The sequence below is a fragment of the Sinomicrobium endophyticum genome (assembly GCF_052983315.1).
In genome coordinates this window covers 80,199-99,049 of sequence record NZ_JBRKIS010000041.1, presented here as the reverse complement: position 1 = coordinate 99,049, position 18,851 = coordinate 80,199, and the positions used below count along the sequence as shown (strand labels likewise).

General features: G+C 37.6%; 20 protein-coding genes and 1 CRISPR repeat array. All 20 genes read left to right on the top strand.

All coding sequences use genetic code 11. The features are described from left to right. The first annotated feature begins 213 nt into the window (after positions 1-213). The 20 genes from cas9 (at position 214) to ACVBDU_RS15625 (ending at position 18,677) form a co-directional block, all read left to right on the top strand. Positions 214-3,774 (top strand): type II CRISPR RNA-guided endonuclease Cas9, encoded by a 3,561-nt coding sequence (gene cas9, locus ACVBDU_RS15720; protein WP_447180680.1) that lies wholly within the window; start codon positions 214-216, stop codon positions 3,772-3,774. A gap of 129 nt (positions 3,775-3,903) precedes the next feature. Further along, on the top strand, positions 3,904-4,881 hold the full coding sequence (locus ACVBDU_RS15715; protein ID WP_447180679.1) for a virulence RhuM family protein/type II toxin-antitoxin system death-on-curing family toxin: 978 nt from the start codon (positions 3,904-3,906) through the stop codon (positions 4,879-4,881). Continuing rightward, a complete protein-coding gene (gene cas1 / locus ACVBDU_RS15710; protein ID WP_447180678.1) occupies positions 4,878-5,771 on the top strand; it encodes a type II CRISPR-associated endonuclease Cas1 in 894 nt (297 codons plus the stop codon). The genes ACVBDU_RS15715 and cas1 overlap by 4 nt, the downstream gene beginning before the upstream one ends. Positions 5,772-5,960: 189 nt before the next feature. Continuing rightward, positions 5,961-6,266, top strand: a complete 306-nt coding sequence (gene cas2, locus ACVBDU_RS15705) for a CRISPR-associated endonuclease Cas2 (protein WP_447180677.1) — start codon at positions 5,961-5,963, stop codon at positions 6,264-6,266. 70 nt (positions 6,267-6,336) lie between these two features. After that, positions 6,337-6,913: a CRISPR direct-repeat array (repeat unit 46 nt; unit sequence CCTGTGAATCCTAGGTAAAAGTACAATTCTGAAAGCAATTCACAAC). Positions 6,914-7,287: 374 nt separating this feature from the next. Continuing rightward, complete coding sequence (locus ACVBDU_RS15700) at positions 7,288-8,082, top strand: hypothetical protein (RefSeq protein WP_447180676.1); 795 nt, start codon at positions 7,288-7,290, stop codon at positions 8,080-8,082. A gap of 196 nt (positions 8,083-8,278) precedes the next feature. Beyond that, positions 8,279-8,611: a RhuM family protein gene (rhuM, locus tag ACVBDU_RS15695; RefSeq protein ID WP_447180675.1), complete on the top strand. Its 333-nt coding sequence runs from the start codon at positions 8,279-8,281 to the stop codon at positions 8,609-8,611. A gap of 226 nt (positions 8,612-8,837) precedes the next feature. Continuing rightward, entirely contained in the window at positions 8,838-9,011 is a 174-nt protein-coding gene (gene rhuM, locus ACVBDU_RS15690) for a RhuM family protein (RefSeq protein ID WP_447180674.1), read from the top strand. A 266-nt stretch (positions 9,012-9,277) separates the two neighbouring features. Then, positions 9,278-9,661: a nuclear transport factor 2 family protein gene (locus ACVBDU_RS15685; protein WP_447180673.1), complete on the top strand. Its 384-nt coding sequence runs from the start codon at positions 9,278-9,280 to the stop codon at positions 9,659-9,661. Further along, positions 9,661-9,999 (top strand): MmcQ/YjbR family DNA-binding protein, encoded by a 339-nt coding sequence (locus tag ACVBDU_RS15680; RefSeq protein WP_447180672.1) that lies wholly within the window; start codon positions 9,661-9,663, stop codon positions 9,997-9,999. The genes ACVBDU_RS15685 and ACVBDU_RS15680 overlap by 1 nt, the downstream gene beginning before the upstream one ends. 23 nt (positions 10,000-10,022) lie before the next feature. Continuing rightward, positions 10,023-10,754 (top strand): acetolactate decarboxylase, encoded by a 732-nt coding sequence (locus tag ACVBDU_RS15675; RefSeq protein ID WP_447180671.1) that lies wholly within the window; start codon positions 10,023-10,025, stop codon positions 10,752-10,754. 17 nt (positions 10,755-10,771) lie between these two features. Beyond that, positions 10,772-10,981: a SymE family type I addiction module toxin gene (locus tag ACVBDU_RS15670; protein WP_447180670.1), complete on the top strand. Its 210-nt coding sequence runs from the start codon at positions 10,772-10,774 to the stop codon at positions 10,979-10,981. A 161-nt stretch (positions 10,982-11,142) separates the two neighbouring features. After that, positions 11,143-11,553 (top strand): RidA family protein, encoded by a 411-nt coding sequence (locus tag ACVBDU_RS15665; RefSeq protein WP_447180669.1) that lies wholly within the window; start codon positions 11,143-11,145, stop codon positions 11,551-11,553. A 14-nt stretch (positions 11,554-11,567) separates the two neighbouring features. Continuing rightward, positions 11,568-12,002 carry an SRPBCC domain-containing protein gene (locus ACVBDU_RS15660; protein WP_447180668.1) on the top strand — a complete coding sequence of 145 codons (435 nt, stop codon included), beginning with the start codon at positions 11,568-11,570 and terminating at the stop codon, positions 12,000-12,002. Between the two features lie 720 nt (positions 12,003-12,722). Beyond that, positions 12,723-13,100, top strand: a complete 378-nt coding sequence (locus ACVBDU_RS15655) for a putative quinol monooxygenase (protein ID WP_447180667.1) — start codon at positions 12,723-12,725, stop codon at positions 13,098-13,100. Next, positions 13,100-13,927, top strand: a complete 828-nt coding sequence (locus ACVBDU_RS15650) for an SDR family oxidoreductase (protein WP_447180666.1) — start codon at positions 13,100-13,102, stop codon at positions 13,925-13,927. Before ACVBDU_RS15655 ends, ACVBDU_RS15650 begins: the two co-directional genes overlap by 1 nt. A 90-nt stretch (positions 13,928-14,017) precedes the next feature. Continuing rightward, positions 14,018-14,770: an SDR family oxidoreductase gene (locus ACVBDU_RS15645; RefSeq protein WP_447180665.1), complete on the top strand. Its 753-nt coding sequence runs from the start codon at positions 14,018-14,020 to the stop codon at positions 14,768-14,770. Between the two features lie 65 nt (positions 14,771-14,835). Next, positions 14,836-15,762 carry a helix-turn-helix domain-containing protein gene (locus tag ACVBDU_RS15640; RefSeq protein ID WP_447180664.1) on the top strand — a complete coding sequence of 309 codons (927 nt, stop codon included), beginning with the start codon at positions 14,836-14,838 and terminating at the stop codon, positions 15,760-15,762. A gap of 187 nt (positions 15,763-15,949) precedes the next feature. Further along, positions 15,950-16,783, top strand: coding sequence for an SDR family NAD(P)-dependent oxidoreductase (locus ACVBDU_RS15635; RefSeq protein WP_447180663.1), 834 nt, complete (start codon positions 15,950-15,952; stop codon positions 16,781-16,783). Between the two features lie 18 nt (positions 16,784-16,801). Next, on the top strand, positions 16,802-17,722 hold the full coding sequence (locus tag ACVBDU_RS15630) for a helix-turn-helix domain-containing protein (RefSeq protein WP_447180662.1): 921 nt from the start codon (positions 16,802-16,804) through the stop codon (positions 17,720-17,722). Positions 17,723-17,876: 154 nt separating this feature from the next. Beyond that, on the top strand, positions 17,877-18,677 hold the full coding sequence (locus ACVBDU_RS15625; RefSeq protein WP_447180661.1) for an SDR family NAD(P)-dependent oxidoreductase: 801 nt from the start codon (positions 17,877-17,879) through the stop codon (positions 18,675-18,677). Positions 18,678-18,851: the final 174 nt, after the last annotated feature.

Below are 18,851 nucleotides of genomic sequence, written 5' to 3'. Positions count from 1 at the left end.
GAATGTTTTCACAACGGAATAATCCTTATTGTGAATTGCTTTTCAGAAATTGTTTGGTAAAAGTATAAAAAAAATAAATAAAATACTGAGGGTTCCCGTAAAACAGATCAATTTTTTTTAATTATTTTTAAAAACCCAATAAAAGCCCCCTGAATTTTTCCGGATTTTGCAATGTTTTAAAGATTATTAACTAACTGATTTACCGTTTAAATTATGAAAAGAATTTTAGGATTGGACATAGGTGTTTCTTCTGTTGGAGTGGCAATTGTAAAGGAGGAAAATAATAATAAGTCAATAGAAAAATTAGCAGTTAGAATAGTTCCTGAAGATCCCGATTTTCATGGGAAATTTTATTCTGGAAATACAGCGAGTAAAAATCTAGACAGAACTATTAAAAGAGGAATAAGAAGGAATAATCAAAGATATAAGGCAAGAAGAGATAAATTATATCAATTTCTGAAAGAATATAATATGTTTCCAACGGAAAAATTATTTAATCTTTCAGCGTTAGAGTTATATGGATTAAGAGCAAAAGCTGTTTCTGAACAAATTTCTTTACAGGAATTGGGGAGAATCTTTATTCTTCTGAACCAACGTAGAGGATTTTTGAGCAATAGAAAATCTGTTTCTGAAGAAGAAAATTCTACAGAATATAAGGAGCGAATTGCAATACTTGAAAAAGAATTAGGAGGAAAAACGATTGGACAAAAGTTATATTCGGAGTTAGAAGAAAGTGACAATACTTTTGAAGTATTATTACGAGAACGTACTTATCAAAGGGCTTCATATATGGAAGAATTTGCCCGCATTTGGGACGAACAAAAAAAATATCATTCTGTTTTAACAGGAGGTTCAAATGAAGATAATAATGAAGGGACGTTGTATGGTTTACTTCGAAATAAAATTATTTACTATCAACGTCCTCTAAAAAGCCAAAAAGGATTGATCTCTGAATGTTCTTTTGAAAAACATCATAAAGCGGGGGCAAAGAGTTCTCCATATTTTGAATTGTTTAGGATTTGGCAAAGGGTAAATGATTTATCATGGAAAACTCCTGATGGAGAAACATTCTATCCAACAGAGGAACAGAAACGAAAACTTAAAGATACGTTATGGGAAAAAGTAACCGTAAAATCTAAATTCAAACTTACGGTGTCCAGAATTAAAGAAATTCTCGGATATGGTTCAAGGAAGAAAATTTATTTAAACTTCACAGAGTTAGATGGAAGTAGAACTTATTCCATTTTAAAGAATGCTTTGGAAGAAGCAGGAATTGAAAGTCCTGAACAATATTTGTTTTTCAATTTAGATATCAATGACGAAAAGGGAGGTTTGTTTGAGTTATGGCACATTACATACTCGCTGCCAACGGAAGAAGAAGTAGTTAATGCTTTAAAAAGTAGATTTGGTTTCTCAGAAAAGCAAAGCCAAATTATTGCTAAAAAAGTTGGATATCCTTCGGATTATGCAAGTCTATCTACACGAGCCATCCGAAAACTACTTCCGCATTTGGAAAAAGGATTTGGTTATAGTGAGGCTTGTGACAGAGTTGGTTATGATCATAGCGGTTGGAGAACAGAAATTGCCCTTCAATCCAAAATGAAACCATTAAAAAAGAACGAGTTAAGAAACCCTGTAGTTGAACAAATTCTTAATCAAGTAGTAAACATTGTAAATCTTGTTGTTGATGAATATGGCAAAATCGATGAAATAAGAGTTGAATTGGCGCGTGAACTGAGAAATAGTGCCAAAACGAGGAAAAATATTTCTTTGGCAAATTCAAGGAATAAGAAAAATAATGATAGGATTAGAAATATACTACAGGAAGAACATAGTTTCAAATTAGTAAATGGCAGAGATGTAAAACGTTTCGTATTATGGGAAGAAACAGATCACAAATGTTTGTATTGTAATAATCCGATTACAGGTACAGAAATGCTCACGGGAAATGCGGATATTGAACATATTTTGCCAAAATCCCGTTCTTTTAATAATGCACTGAACAATTATGTTATCGCTCATAGAAAATGCAATTCAGATAAAGGTCAAAAAACGGCGTATGATTTTATGGAATCTAGGGGAGAGGGAGTATTACAGCAATATGTGGAAAAGGTAAATGATTTGTATAAAGATGGAAAAGGTAATATTTCAAGGGTTAAATTTGAAAACTTACTATGTAAAGGCGAAGATATCCCTTCCGATTTTGTAGAAAGGATGAAAAAAGATTCTCAGTTCATAGCCAAGGAAGCTGTAAAAATGTTAAAAACGGTTTGTTCGAATGTTTATACCACAACCGGACAAGTAACCGATTTTTTGCGGGATGAATGGGAATTGAAACATTTGTTACAGGAATTAGGTTTTGATAAATACAAAGCTATTGGACAAGTTGAAGAAAAAACAATAAAGACTAGTGGAGAACAAACCAAAACCTTTGAAGTTATCAAAGATTGGAGTAAACGAGATGATCACAGGCACCATGCAGTTGATGCTTTAATCTGTGCGTTAACTGACCAAAAAATTATTTTTAAACTCAATAATCTCAATAAAATTTATCAATTTGAAAAGAATGCTTTAAGTAAAGAAGAAATTGCAAATATAGAAAGTTTTATAGATGGAAGATTTTCTTTAAAAGAGTTTTTTGATCAACAGGGGGATATTATAAAATGTGCAATTCCAAATATTCGTAAAGAGGCAAAAAAACATCTTGAAGATGTCTTTATTTCTTTTAAAAAAGAGAATAGTAAAGTGTTAACCAAAAACATTAATCAACCAAAAAATAGTAAAGATCAAATAACTTGGGTACCTCGTGCAAGATTACATGAAGATACTGTAATGGGGCGTGTAAAACGTATAGCAGAAAAGAAGATGAAACTCAATGATAGAGTTTCTTTGGAACAAACTGAAATGGTTGTCAATTCAGAAATTAAAGAATTACTTTTTCAACATCTTATAAAATTTAACAATGATTATAAAGCAGCTTTTGCAACAAAAATATTAAAAAAAGAGCCTGTTATATACAAAAATGAAATATTAAAAGAAGTGACGGTTTATGAATGGGTTAATACCAAACGTGTTGATATAAATGAAAATATCACAGCAGCACAGATAGAAAAAATTATTGATAACGAGAGTAAACGTGTCGTAAAAGAGAGATTAAATGGAGGTAAAATCAAAGAAGCATTCAAAAACTTAGCTGCGAATCCAATACGTTTAAAGAACGGAATGATATTAAAAACCGTAACGGTATCAGATGAAAGCAAAGTCGAAAAAGTCAGAAATGGATATGTAAAAACTGGAGGAAACCATCACGCTTTGATTTACAGGGATGATAAAGGAATGTTTAAAGATAAGGTAGTGTCGTTTTGGGAAGTTGTAGCTATTGGTTTGCAAAATATTGCCGAACAGGGTAATCCTTATCCCATTATCAATAGAAATAATGATGACACGTTGGGTATTTTTCAATTTTCTATGCAAATCAATGATTTATTTGTTTTTGACTTAAAACATTCTGAAATCCCACAAAAAGAAAATGAAATCAATTTTTTTGAGGATAAAAATAGAAAGTTAATAAGTGATAAGTTGTTTAGAGTGCAAAAGATGAGTAAAAAAGGGAATGGGACTTTTGATATTCATTTTAGACACCATTTAGAAGCTGGCATAAATAGAAATATAAAAGAAATTACTTGGATAAATTTTCAATCTAATTCGTATTTAAAAAGAATAACAAAAATAAGGCTAAACCACCTTGGTCAAATTGTAAAAGTAGGGGAATAAATGATTTTATATAATAGTAAAAAACCTTTTTTTTTAGCAATTCTGTTAATTCTACTAAAAGCGAAGCATAAATGATAGAAGAAATAAAATCCACAGGCGAATGCCCGTTCTGTAAAAAACCGTGTTGTTATGAGTGAATTGACAATATACAAAACAGAAGACGGAGCACAAGTTGAGGTTCAATTTGAAGGGGAAACTTTTTGGTTGTCCCTCAATCAAATAGCTACTCTTTTTGAAAGGGATAAATCTGTTATTTCCAGGCATTTTAAGAATATTTTTGACTCTGGTGAATTGCAAAAAGAAGTGGTTGTTGCAAAAAATGCAACAACCACTCAACATGGGGCGGTCAAAGGAAAAACACAAACCAGGCAGGTCGAATATTACAACTTAGATGCTATTCTATCTGTAGGTTATCGCGTGAACTCCAAACGCGGTACTCAATTTCGCCAATGGGCAACAGAACGCTTAAAAGAACACCTTGTAAAGGGCTATACGGTAAACCAAAAAAGGCTGGAACAATTGCAGAAAACAGTAATGTTCATCCAAAGTTCCATGACTGACGAAACCAATATAGAAGAAGCCAAAGGCCTGCTCAACATCATCGGCAATTATACCCAAAGTTTTGCACTACTAAACCAGTTTGACAGCCAGTCCATTGAAACAGGTAAGCTTTCTGAAGAAATTACCTATGAAATACAATACCGGGAAGCCAAAACTGCCATAACTGAACTCAAAAAACAACTCATCGCCCGAAAAGAAGCTACCGGCCTTTTCGGTAATGAAAAAGATAATAGCTTTGGGGGAACTTTGCAAAGTGTTATCCAAACTTTTGGAGGTCAATATCTTTATCCGACTATAGAAGAACAGGCTGCCCACTTGCTGTATTTCATCATCAAAAACCATCCGTTTTCAGATGGTAACAAGCGTATCGGCGCCTTCCTGTTTATATGGTTTCTCGAAAAAAATAAGCACCGTTTTAAAAAATCTGGTGAACTTAAGATAAATGACAATGCCCTGGTGACTTTGGCTCTATTGGTAGCGCAAAGCGATCCGAAGGAAAAGGAATTGATGGTTCAACTGATCGTTCAACTAATCGCCAACCGATGATAAAACGCACTCTCTTTTTCGGCAATCCCGCCTATCTGAGCACCAGGAACGAACAGTTGGTAGTGAATTTTCCGGAGGAAGAAAAGAGTCCTGCAACTATCCCCATTGAAGACCTGGGATACATTGTGCTGGAAGACCCGCAGATAACCATTACCAATGGCTTATTGATGAAACTGGTACAGAACAAGACCGCCGTAATAACCTGTGACAAACAACATCTGCCGTGTTCTTTTTTACAGCCGCTGGTGGGCCACAGTGAACAAACGGAACGTATGCGCCACCAACTTAACGCCAGCCTGCCCCTGAAGAAGAACCTATGGCAGCAGACGGTCATGGCAAAGATCAGCAACCAGGCCACGCATTTATCCGGCTACGGGCATAATGTTAAAAAACTGCGTCGGTGGGCCGGTGAAGTAAAAAGCGGGGATGCCGAAAACCATGAAGCCATTGCCGCGGCGTATTATTTTCAACTGCTTTTTGCCGATATAGAAGAGTTCAGCCGCAACCAGAAAGGAGTACCGCCCAATAACCTGCTCAATTACGGTTATGCCATTTTACGTGCCGTTACGGCCAGGGCATTGGTAAGCAGCGGTATGCTACCTTCCGTCGGTATTTTTCATCGCAATAAATACAATGCTTTCTGCCTGGCCGATGATATTATGGAACCCTACCGGCCCTTTGTGGACGACCTGGTAAGGGAAATAGTAGAGGAAGGGGAGTATATGGAACTTAACCGGGATATAAAAATAATGCTATTGACCATTCCAGCTATGGACGTAAGCATAGATGGCAAAAAAAGCCCTTTAATGGTGGCCATGAGCCGTACAACCAATAGCTTATACGACTGTTTTGCAGGCATAAGCAGGAAAGTGCTCTACCCGGAGTTTTGAAATTATAGAAACGGTTGCTTCGATACACCCTTTGCTTCGCTCGGGCACTCAGCAACCTTTGTTTGGAAAACACGGAGGCGGTTGGTGATTGTCGCAGGCAATCGTATCGAAACCCCGGCTTATAAGAAATAAAAGTGAGATCAACTCATGGAGAAGGACAGATTTTCACGATTAAACCAATACCGTTGTATGTGGGTACTTGTACTTTTTGATCTTCCGACCGAAACCAAACGGGACAGGCAGGTAGCCACCAGGTTCCGCAAAAGCCTGCTGGATGACGGTTTTTCCATGTTTCAGTTTTCCATTTATATGCGCTTTTGCCCAAGCAGGGAAAACGCCGAGGTACATACCAAACGAGTGAAAAATGCCCTGCCGAAACAAGGTAAAGTCTGTATTATGCAAATTACGGACAAGCAGTTCGGAATGATAGAACTCTTTCACGGGCAAAAAGAAATGGAACCGGAAAAACCAAGCCAGCAATTGGAATTGTTCTAAAAATCCCCTTCATTTTTTAATCCTGGTTTAGAGCATAAAAAACAGGATACCAGTTTTTTACAACGGGTATCCTGTGAATCCTAGGTAAAAGTACAATTCTGAAAGCAATTCACAACGGACAACAATATCTGTAGGCTTTATAAGTCCTGTGAATCCTAGGTAAAAGTACAATTCTGAAAGCAATTCACAACCTGTTAACAACATAAAGGTTGACCCGTTACCCTGTGAATCCTAGGTAAAAGTACAATTCTGAAAGCAATTCACAACGTTTCTTTAATCTTTAACTTAAAATATTTACCTGTGAATCCTAGGTAAAAGTACAATTCTGAAAGCAATTCACAACTAATACCCGTTGTTGAATAACGTGCCTTCTCCTGTGAATCCTAGGTAAAAGTACAATTCTGAAAGCAATTCACAACTCATGCTCCTGTTTCTCTTTTTTGTTTAGCCTGTGAATCCTAGGTAAAAGTACAATTCTGAAAGCAATTCACAACCACGACTACCTAAGCGATAAGCACGTCGTACCTGTGAATCCTAGGTAAAAGTACAATTCTGAAAGCAATTCACAACTTGCTTTGTGAGTGTTGCGACCGCGGCCAAACCTGTGAATCCTAGGTGAAAGTACAATTCTGAAAGCAATTCACAACCACTATCCACATCAATCTCCCATGTATGTGCCTGTGAATCCTAGGTAAAAGTACAATTACTCACAGTATATATTTATTGTTTTTTATAGGAGTTCGTGAACATTTTATGTTTCTGAAAGCAATTCACAACGCTCAAAAGGAAACGGAATAAATAGTGACACCTGTGAATCCTTGGTAAAAGTACAATTACTCACAGTATGTATTTATTGTTTTTTATAGGAGTTCATGAACATTTTATATTTCTGAAAGCAATTCACAACGGGTACCAGGTTTTTAACCGCACCATATTGGCATTGAAAATGATTAATCAAATCAGTTTTTAGTTCTCAATACTCCTATTTAACTTTACGTTACGAAAAAATAAAATATAGTTGATGGAAAACCTAAAATCCACAGGCGAATGCCTGTTCTGCAAAAAACAGTACTCTAAAGCAGGAATTAACAGACATCTGAAGACACATCTGGCAGAAGTAGCAATCCAGAATAAACCGGGAGCATCGTTTTTGCTAAAGGTAGAACCCGATCCCGGTTATTGGATGAAAAATCCATTTTTTCTTTCACTTTGGGTAGACGGTGATACTTTAATGCATGATCTTGATAATTTTTTAAGAGGAATATGGCTGGAATGTTGCGATCATCTCAGTGCCTTTACCGATCCTGTAAAAAGAAGACAACGGGAAGGAATGTGGAGTTTTTTTGAGGCTCAGGAGATGCTGGAACAGGGCAGAGTAAAGGAATATGAAGATATGATGGAGCAAGCCAAAGGAGAAATCCCGATGAGCCGGAAAGCTAAAGATGTCTTTTATGAAGGAAGGAAGGTAGAATATGAGTACGACTTTGGGAGTACTACGCACCTTCAGCTTACGGTTATGGGAGCATACCCGAGTAAAGCCGATAAGAACATCGTATTGCTTTCCCGTAATGAGCCCCCTGCTATAAAATGTCATAGCTGTGGTAAGGAAACTGCAACGGAAATGTGTTCCGTATGCGGGTATGATGATGACGACTATATGTTTTGCACTAAATGTGCCAAAAAGCATGCTAAAAAATGCGAGGATTTTGCCGATTATTCCGGCATGCCAATTGTCAATTCCCCGAGAACCGGAGTTTGCGGGTACCAGGGAGGTACAATAGATACGAAAAGGGATGGCGTTTTGAAAATTATTTGATGGTTGAAGCAGTTTTTTCAACGAATTACGAAACCATAATAAAAACGTACCTTTTTTTCAGCCCCCCGGTTTTCTACTTTGATATTGAGAAATTGGTGGCGAGCCAGTATAAAAAACAAAGTAGATGAACGAAATAGAATTATACAAATAATCTGTTATTTCCCGGCATTTTAAAAATATTTTTGATTCTGGTGAATTGCAAAAGGAAGTGGTTGTCGCATTTTTTGCAACAACCACTCAATACGGGGCGGGCAAAAGAAAAACACAAACCAGGCAGGTCGAATATTACAACTTAGATGCCATTCTATCCGTAGGTTATCTCGTGAACTCCAAACGCAGTACTCAATTTTTCGGCAATCCCGTGTATTTGAGTACCAGAAACGAACAGTTAGTGGTGAATTTTTCCGGAGGAGGAAAAAAAACTGCTATTATTCTCATAGAAGATTTAGGGTATATAGTCCCGGAAGATCTGCCATATCGGGGATATAGCGGAGGTGGGGGAGTTTTAGGCAGCATTTCAAAAGCGTAAAACGAACTTGTGCAAGAATACAACAAGTTCAGAATTGGAAGGAATGAGCGAAATAGGGATATTCCAAGGCAGCGATAATACTGTTCAAATTGATGTGAAATTTACACAGGAAACGGTTTGGCTTAATCAAGAGCAATTAGTTACACTGTTTCAATGTGACCAGTCGGTAATCTCAAGACACATCCGGAATATATTTAACGAAGGAGAATAGGGGAAAGAAAGCAATATGCATTTTTTGCATATTGCAAATTCAGATAAGCCGGTAGCCCACTACAACCTTGATGCCATCATCTCCGTTGGTTACCGCGTAAAATCCAAACAAGGGACAAGATCCAGAATTTGGGCTACCGAGCGCTTAAATACATTCCCTATAGGAGGGCTATTCCTGCCCATTTTTTAACGCGGTGTTCGCCAGGCGGAAAGATATTGTTTTCAGGATGGAAAGATGATATTTTGACTTCCATTAATTCGTATTTTCTATTGTTTCTATAAAAAGGAAGAAAATGTTTTCGATTGTGGCAATACAAAATGCGTATCAGCATAATTTCTATAACATTCTGTATTTTAAAGGTGTATTGGGATAAATATAAGTTTTGAAAAAACAGGAAATAGGTTGTAGTATTACGTATATTTATGATTTCGCGGTAATTTGAAAAACGATAGGATATGACAGAAAAAGAATTAAAAGAATATTTCCATCAGATTGAAGAAAACTTTAATCAGGCCGTGATTTCAAACAATGTAGACGAAATCAAAAAGTGTATTACTGAAGATTGGGAACTCATTGATAGTCAAGGTGGGATTATTTCACAAGAACGATTTTTTCAGGTACTTGAACAGGGATTGCTTTCACATTCGACAATGACCAAGGAAATTTTAAGAATTAAACTCTATGGAGACATTGCACTTGTAACAGGAAGAGGAAAGAACACAGCAATTTGGCAAGGACAAAAAATTGAAGCGGATGAATGGGTAACGGACGTTTATAAAAAAGAAAGCGATAGATGGCTTTGTGTTTTGACACATTTAACACCTGTAAAAAATAGCTGATGACAACTTTTGGAGCATTAGAAGAAATAGCCTTGTCCTTTCCCGAAGTCACGGTCGAACCACATTTTGAGAAAATATCATTTCGGATAAAGAGAAAAATATTCGCAACTTATGATGAAAGAAACAATAGAGTTACGGTAAAATTATCAGAAATTGACCAAGATAATTTTTCTTCATTAAGCTTCGGTATTTACCAAGTCGACAATAAATGGGGAAAACAAGGTTGGACATTTATTGAATTGAGTAAAGTAACCCAAGAATTGCTGACAGAAGTTCTAAAAACTGCATATTGCGGAGTTGCACCAAAGAAACTCTCTGAACAGATTAAAAACGGATGAAAAATAAAAACGAAAAACCATATATGAAGATAAAACAAATAGCATTTGGACTTCTAACTATTGGACTGGTAAGTTGTAATTCGACACCGAAAAAAGAGGACACGAAAGCAAGAAAAACCTATCCTGACATTAAAATTGTAGGTGCAATGAAAAATGTTATGTGGAAAGGAGAATTAGGCAGTAGTATTGACCTTGACATCATTTCGGACAAAAGCGGACTTTATGGACTTGGACCTGTTAGCTATTTGACAGGCGAATTACTGATCAACAATGGAAAGAGTTACGTATCAAAAGTGACCTCTGACTCGACAATGACCGTTGAAAAAACATTTGAAATTTCCGCACCTTTCTTTGTGTATGGCAACGTGACTGAATGGAATGAAATTGAATTACCATCTGACGTCAAGACAATTCAAGATTTAGAAAAATTTATTAACGACAAAACAACGGATTTCAAAAGACCTTTTGCCTTCAAATTAATCGGACAGGTTTCAAGAGCAATTATTCATATTCAAAACTTACCCGAAGGAACAAAAGTATCTTCACCTGATGAAGCGCATCAAGGGCAGATAAATTATAATATCAAAAGTGAAGACGTAGAAATAATCGGATTTTTCTCGTCTGACCACAAAGGAGTTTTTACACATCACGACTCATTTTTACATATGCACTTGATAACAAAAGACGAAACTAAAATGGGACATTTGGACGAATTAGAAATCGAAGAAATGAAATTGTTTTTACCGAAAAAATAAAAAAACTATCGCCAACATTGATAACCGTTGCACAAGCCTATGATTTTAAAAAGACAAGATCTTTGACCGTGTCCATTCCTGGCGTCCTAATCATAATCCCTGAAATCCGACTATGTGGAAAATGGTTACAGGATATTGGCTTTGAGCATGGGCAGACAATTAAAGTAAAACAAGAAAAAAATAAAATAACCATTACTGTTGACGAGAAAAATCAAACAGACGAATGAAAATACAGCCGCTGACAAGGGTTTTGCAAAAGAGGGGCTGATGTGCTTATATGAAACATTTTTGCTAAATTTGAATTAGGCTTTAGTGCTAAAATTCCCGCCTTCCCCAAGCCCCAAACCGTCAGCGGGCATTGTGAGTAAATCGTACAGAAGAAAACTGAATGAAAAGTCAAATAGAACATATCAATCCAGACGGACTTTCTAAAAATCCTGCATTTTCACAAATTGTGACAACACAAGGAAGTGGAAAGACAATCTACATTGGCGGGCAGGATGCTGTAAATGAAAAAGGGAAAATAATAGGGAAAAACAACATTGCCGAACAAACTGAACAGGTGATGAACAACCTTCAAATAGCCCTTTCAACCTGCAATGCGAACTTTGAAAACCTTGTAAAACTGACAATCTATATTGTTCAGGGACAAGACTTGTATAGTGCTTTCCAAACTTCTCAAAATTTCCTCGGGCAACTTTCAAGCCCACCAGCTATTTCTGTACTGATGGTTGCAGGTCTGGCGAATCCTGACTTTCTGATTGAAATTGACGCAACCGCATTCATTCCTGAACAATAAAATTTGTGAGTAAAATGGAACAGCAAAACAGGCAAATAGGAAAGACCAAAGACGTTGGTTGGCAATTTGGACTTAGAAAGACCTTTCCCTTATCCCGGCAATACGTTTGGGAGTTTATGTTTTCTAAGCAAGGACTAAAAATATGGCTAGGCGAACTTGAACAAGAACTTGAAATAAAAAAGCCGTACAAAACTAAAAACGGAATTGACGGACTTGTCCGAGTTTTCACGCCCTATTCCCACATCCGAATGAATTGGAAGAAACAAAATTGGGAGAACCTATCCACTGTACAAGTTCGGGTAATGGGAGATAACAAAAAAGCAATCATAAGTTTTCATCAAGAAAAGTTATTGGACAACAAACAAAGAGAGGAAATGAAAACTTATTGGAACGAGAAAATGACCAAGATTGAAAAAGCATTAACGAACGGAAAAACAACGACCCGCTAACATCGGCTATAGCAAATGCGGGCTAAAGTGTTAAAATGAAAGTAATTACACAAAATAACTAACTACTAAGCGGAAAGGTAAGTGCCTTGAAATCCCACACCTGTCATAGCCAAGGCCGTTGGCAAACATTAGACAAAATCAACATTAATAAACAGAATAGGACTTATTGGAGGTATTGGGCCAGAATCAACTATCGAATACTACCGATTGATAATAAAGAAATTCCAAGAAAAAATAAACACTAAAAATCATTCTGAGCTATTGATTGGTCTCAGTTAAGGGTGTCAAACCCTGCTATTTATTGCAGCACTTTAGTAGTTCGAAAAAATTATAATCCAGGTTATTGAGTTATGAAGTTATTGGGTGTTGACTGAATAACTCAATCCACCTAATAACTTGGTTATTTTATTGCTTTCTAAAAAGGGGGACTTTTAGTCCCCAGTAAAAAAACCTCTGCACCTTTCAATGCAGAGTGGTTTAGTTCCAAAAGTATAAGATTAAGTCCTCGTCTGTTATCTATATTCTTCATAAAAGATTGTTCCGGACAAGTATTGGTTTGAAACAGACAATATTTCCTCCGGACCAGTAGATACCTTTGTACTGTAATAAATGAACTCGTCTTGAGTTGTTCTATTACCTACAAAATCATCATTTTGCCCCCTAATTTCGTAATTTTCTCGAACCGTAGCGCTGCTATGCTTCTCCAAAATTACTTCATTAGTGGACAAAAGCATGACTTCCTGCCTGCCGGCCAGGCAGGTTCGCTCAAATACAACAACTCAAGACGAGTTCAATGATAAAAGAATTATGGTAGCCGTACTCACAAAATTTGAAGCAGTAGATAAGTCTGCAGCAGAAAAGCTGGAAAGTATTTTCAAAAAATTAATCTGTGAAGTTAAAGAGGAACAGGGATATATTTCTTACGAAGTATACTCTGAAAAGAATGAACCCCATATCTATTTCATTTTTGAAAAATGGCATGCGGAAAGCGACCTGCAAAAACACGCCGACAATGTAGAAGGAAAGGGCTATATGGAACAAGCCCTTCCGCTGATCAGTAATTCACCAGAAAATATAATTCTCAAAAATTTAAAATAATGAAAAAAACAGTTTTAATTACAGGTACTTCTTCCGGTATTGGAAGAGCTTCGGTTTTGAAATTCCGGAAAGAAGGCTGGAACGTTATTGCTACGATGCGTTCCCCGGAAAAGGAAACCGAATTAACAAAAATGGACAATGTACACGTGGCAGAGCTTGATGTTGAGAACCAAGCAACCATAGACAATGCCATAAAATCAGGTATCGAAAAGTTTGGTAAAATTGATGTTGTGGTAAATAATGCGGGCTTTGCAGTATTTGGTGTATTTGAGCTTGCTACGCAACAACAGATCAATCGTTCTTTCGAAGTAAATGTTTTTGGTCCGATGCGGGTTCTCAGAGCTATCCTGCCTTATTTAAGGAATCAAAAAAGCGGAACGGTTATCAATGTTACATCACAGGGTGGTAGAATAACCTTCCCAACCTGCAGCCTCTACCACGCAGCAAAATTTGCGCTTGAGGGATTTACAGAATCACTGGCTTATGAATTGATCCCTTTTGGTATCCGCACAAAAATAATTGAGCCCGGATCTACAGCGACAAAATTTGTAGGTGCTGCCGAAGGAACGCCTGGAAATATTCCCGGTTATCAGGAATTTATAAAAATCGGGTTGGATAATTGGGTTAAATACGACACGATGACCTCACAGCCGGAAGAAGTCGCCGAAGTGGTCTTTAGAGCCGCTACAGACGAAAACGATGTTTTGAGATATAAAGCCGGAGAAGATGCGGAATTATACATCAATAAAATGCAGTCGGGCGATGATCAAACCTATGTAGATTATATGCGCAATCGATTTATCCCTGTATATCTTAAATCCCATTAAATGGGTCTTATTCCCCAAAGCCTGTTCTGATCCCGATAATTATCAGGATTATCGGGATTGCCCCGAGGTAGTTGATTAAAATAACAAATTATGAAATTGGAAAATAAAACAATTCTTATTACCGGTGCAGGTACCGGAATGGGACTGGCTGCTGCAAAACTGTTGTCTGAAAAAGGAAACAAAGTAATTATGGTAGCCAGAAACGAAGAACGATTAAAAGCAGAAGCCGGAAAATTAAGAAATGCCAACTATATCGCTGCTGATCTTTCTAACTTTGCCGATCTTGAATTATTAGTTGCAACACTAAAATCGCAATATCCTGATCTTAATGTGATTTTCCTGAATGCCGGAATTGCAACCAATTACAAACTGCTGAAAAACGAGAATGCTTACGAAACAAGTATCAGGGAAATGGTTACTAATTTCCACTCTGCTGTTTATCTTACACACAAACTGGAACCTTTGCTTGCCGATAAAATGGAGTCCGCAATGGTACTGACCACTTCAGGCGTTGCGTTTATTCCCGATTTGATGCATCCTACTTACAGTGCCACAAAAGCCGCACTGCATAATTACATTATGGGTTTAAGATTGGTACTGCAACGGAAAAGATCATCCATTGAAGTATTTGAATTAATGGCTCCATTAGTCGATTCGCCATTTGCAGCAGCAATACAATCCGATAGGAAAGTATCTCCTGCATCGGTAATCAAAGAAATGATAGATGCTATTGAAAACAAAGTGTATGAAATACGTCCGGGACTTACCGAGCAGATCTATCAGGCATATTCAAAATCACCACAGAAAGCATTATTGATGCTCAATCAGGCTACTGGTGAGTAAAGGTTAAATCCTTATATTAGGGTGCTCAAAATAATTGGGTAGTCTATTTTCATAAAAATTAAAGAGTGAACAATAAGCGGACCTACAGGAATATCTCAAAATCAGAAGACCTATCCGAATTCGATTCCGGATTTCCGAATGTACAAATTATGGGTGGGCAGCAAAAAGAAATCCGTTTCTTTACTTCCACAGAGTGTAAGTCGGGTAACACAATTCCTTACCGGAGAAGGGATTTTTACAAGGTAAGTTTACTTCGTGGAGAATACATTATTCATTATATGGATGAAAGTATCAAAGTTTCCGGAACTTCGCTTTCTTTTTTCAGTCCGCGTGTGCCGTATACTATTGAAGAACTAAAAGAGGAAGAAAACGCGGGATATTTTATATTCACCGAAGCTTCTTATGACAACTTTTTTGTTAAAGGCATTAATTCGTTTCCTTTATTCAACACAGCTTTCAAACCCATTTTTCTTTTGAGTAAAGCAGAGAAACCGTCTGTCTTATCCATGTTTAATGCAATCGAAAAGTGTTATTTCTCAGACTATGCACTAAAAAATGAGTTGTTTCTGAATAAAGTTAACGAGCTGCTTCATTTAGCAAATCAGTTCCATCCCTCTTATCAGAAGTCCGATAAATTTACATCCCAGGAACGATTGCACAACATTTTCACGGAACTATTGGAAAGACAGTTTCCCGTGGGCGGACATAGCGGTAAAATTCTGCGTTCCCCAAACGAATTTGCCGAAGCTTTGCACATACACATTAATTATCTTAACCGGATTTTAAAAAACCTGACCGGAAAAACCACAAGCGAACATATCCGTGGACGGCTTTTAAAAGAGTCATTAATTTTATTGAAACATACGGATTCCAGTATTTCTGAAATTGCCTATGAACTCGGTTTCAAAGACGTTTCTCACTTCAATCATTTCTTCAGGAAGGAAACCAATGCAACACCTTCCGGTTATAGAAATCAGAATGGATTGCCCTGAGTAGTGGTAAAAAGCCCGCCCGAACGCAAAGCAGCGTGTCGTTAGCGGTAATGAGGCAACCGACCGAGCCAACATCCACGACCAACACAAAAGAACTTCCCTTGTTCTGGATACAACCATATAGGATTTGAACACTTTTTAGTTTTAGAACTTGGTGACTTTTGTATCATAAATACAATATGAAATTATGAGCGACAAAAAAGTGTGGTTTATCACAGGAGCATCGAAAGGTTTAGGACTTGCATTGACCAGATTGGCACTATCACAAGGCGATAAAGTGGTCGCTACTTCAAGGAATACCGATGCGTTAAAAAAATCCATTACGGGACATCAGGACAATTTTTTGCCTTTGAATGTGGACATTACATCTGACAAAGAAGTGAAAAACGCAGTTCGGCAAAGCATCGAAAAATTTGGAAGATTGGACGTGGTGGTCAATAATGCGGGCTACGCTCTGGTGGGAAGTATGGAAGAAATGACAGACGGGGAGTTTCGCCAAACGATGGACGTCAATCTTTTCGGAACGGTAAATGTTATACGGAATACGATTCCCTTTTTAAGACAACAGCAATCGGGGCATATCATCAATATATCTTCCAATGCAGGTTATGTTGGGTTTGCAAATGCTACTAGCTACAATGCGGCAAAGTTTGCCGTAATAGGGCTTTCCGAAGCACTGGCACCGGAAGTGAATGCTTTTGGTATAAAAGTTACGGCAGTAGCACCGGGACAATTCAGGACTAATTTTATGGAAAAAGGCTCTATGCAATTTGCTAAAAACAGGATTCCGGTATATGGTTTGGATAAAGCAGAAGAAATGTGGACAGCATACAGCGGACAACAAGTCGGCGATCCCGAAAAATTGGTAAAGATACTTACCGGAATAGTTGAGTTGGAAAATCCGCCATTACGCCTGTTATTAGGACCTGACACCTATCAGCTGATAAAAGAACACCGGGAAAAAGAAAGGCAGGAGTTTGAGGCATGGAAGCATTTGACCTTATCAACCGATTTTGACTAATTTTTTATCTTTACATCAGTGAAAAAAACAGGGCATAAACCGTATATCATCCATTCGATTTCAGAATTGCACAAGCTATTGGAATTGCCAAAGCCCAAACATCCATTGGTCAGTGTTATCAATTTTGAGGAAATCAAATGCTTTGACGATGAAAGTCTGCGGAGTGTTTCCTATAATTTTTACTGCATTGCCATTAAAAAGAATTTTGAAGGCAAAATGAAATACGGGCAGCAGTATTATGATTTTGATGAAGGAGTGATGACCTTCTTTTCACCCATGCAGGTGGTCACCACCGATATTGTTGAGAACTTGAAGCTATCGGGATATTGGTTGGTTGTTCATCCCGATTTTATCAGAAATTACCCCTTGGGAAAAGCAATAAAGGAATACGGTTATTTTTCTTATGCCGTGAATGAAGCCTTACATCTTTCGGACGATGAAGAAAAAGCGGTAACGGCAATCATACAAAGCATAGCACACGAGTATCGTTCGGTTATCGATAATTTTAGCCAGGATGTCATTGTTTCCCACATAGAATTGCTGCTGAATTATTGCAACCGTTATTACAACAGGCAATTTATTACCCGCAGAGCAGCAAGCAACGATTTGTTGATAAAACTGGAAAGTTTATTATCCGATTATTTCAACAGTGAACAGCTGCGGGAATCAGGGCTTCCAACCGTTCAGTATATCTCAGGCAAATTAAATGTTTCGGCAGATTATCTAAGCGATATGCTTCGCAACCTTACAGGACAAAACACACAACAGCATATCCACAATCATTTGATAGAAAAAGCCAAAGAAGTATTGACCACTACAGATTTGTCTGTCAGTGAAATTGCCTATCAGTTTGGTTTTGAATATCCGCAGTCTTTCAGTAAATTATTCAAAAAGAAGACCGAAATGTCGCCTTTGGAGTTTCGGCAGTCGTTTAACTGACGGACAAAAGCCTGTGCTGCCGGCAGCGGGAATATTTAGACCCTGCACAACCTGCCATTTGAATACAAGAAACCGACTTTTGGACACTTTTAAGTTTACACATTATCCCAACTTTGTATCGTAGATTCAGACAGTCTCTTAAAACAGCAGAAAAATGAAAGTAATCTTAATAACAGGTGCATCGGGCGGAATAGGTGAAGCCATTGCCATTAAATTGGCAGAAAGAAAACACAACCTTTTGCTTGTAGCCCGTAATGCCGGCAAGTTAGCCATTCAATCCAAACAACTTGCTGAAAAATTTGGCATCCACACCGAGTTCATTGCAGCCGATTTGGCAAAACCCGAAACTGCGGAGCAGGTTTTTGCAGAGACACAACAACGTGGGCTGGAAATAGAAATGCTCGTCAACAATGCAGGAATAGGTTCTGGTGGAGAATTTTCGCAGCTATCTTTGAAATCAGAACTGGATATGTTGCAATTAAATATTTCTTCTTTGGTTGCCCTTACCCATTTATTCCTGCAACAAATGAAAACACGCGGAAGCGGAACAATTATAAACGTAGCGTCCATGGCCTCTTTTTTTCCGTTTCCTTATATGGCAACTTATTCCGCCAGTAAAGTTTTTGTCCGTTATTTTACGCAAGCCCTGACCCAGGAGTGTGCCCCTTACCATATACACGTCATGCTGCTCTGTCCGGGCTTGACCAGAACCAATTTCAATCATGCAGCCGGTATTGAAAATGAAATAGGCAAAGGACTAAATACCGAATATAACAACGCTACGCAAACCCCCGAACAAGTGGCAGACGAAATGTTGAAAGCATTGGATAAAAGGAGAAGCTACATCGTATCCGGAAGAATGAACCGAATGGCTGCAAAATTATCAGCTTTTTTACCAAATGCTTTTTTAGCGAAGGCCTTTGCCAAATCATACAGGAAAAGATTGGGGGATTAATTTGTAGATTTAACGTGAGTTTGATCTAAGACAATGCCAAATATACTGGTTATAAGGTTCTTGAGTCAAAATAGTGCTGTCACCTCGAGCGCAGTCGAGAGGTTTTTGGGGATTAACTCCTATAAAAGAGGTCTCGACTGCGCTCGACCTGACAGATATTAATCTAACCATCTA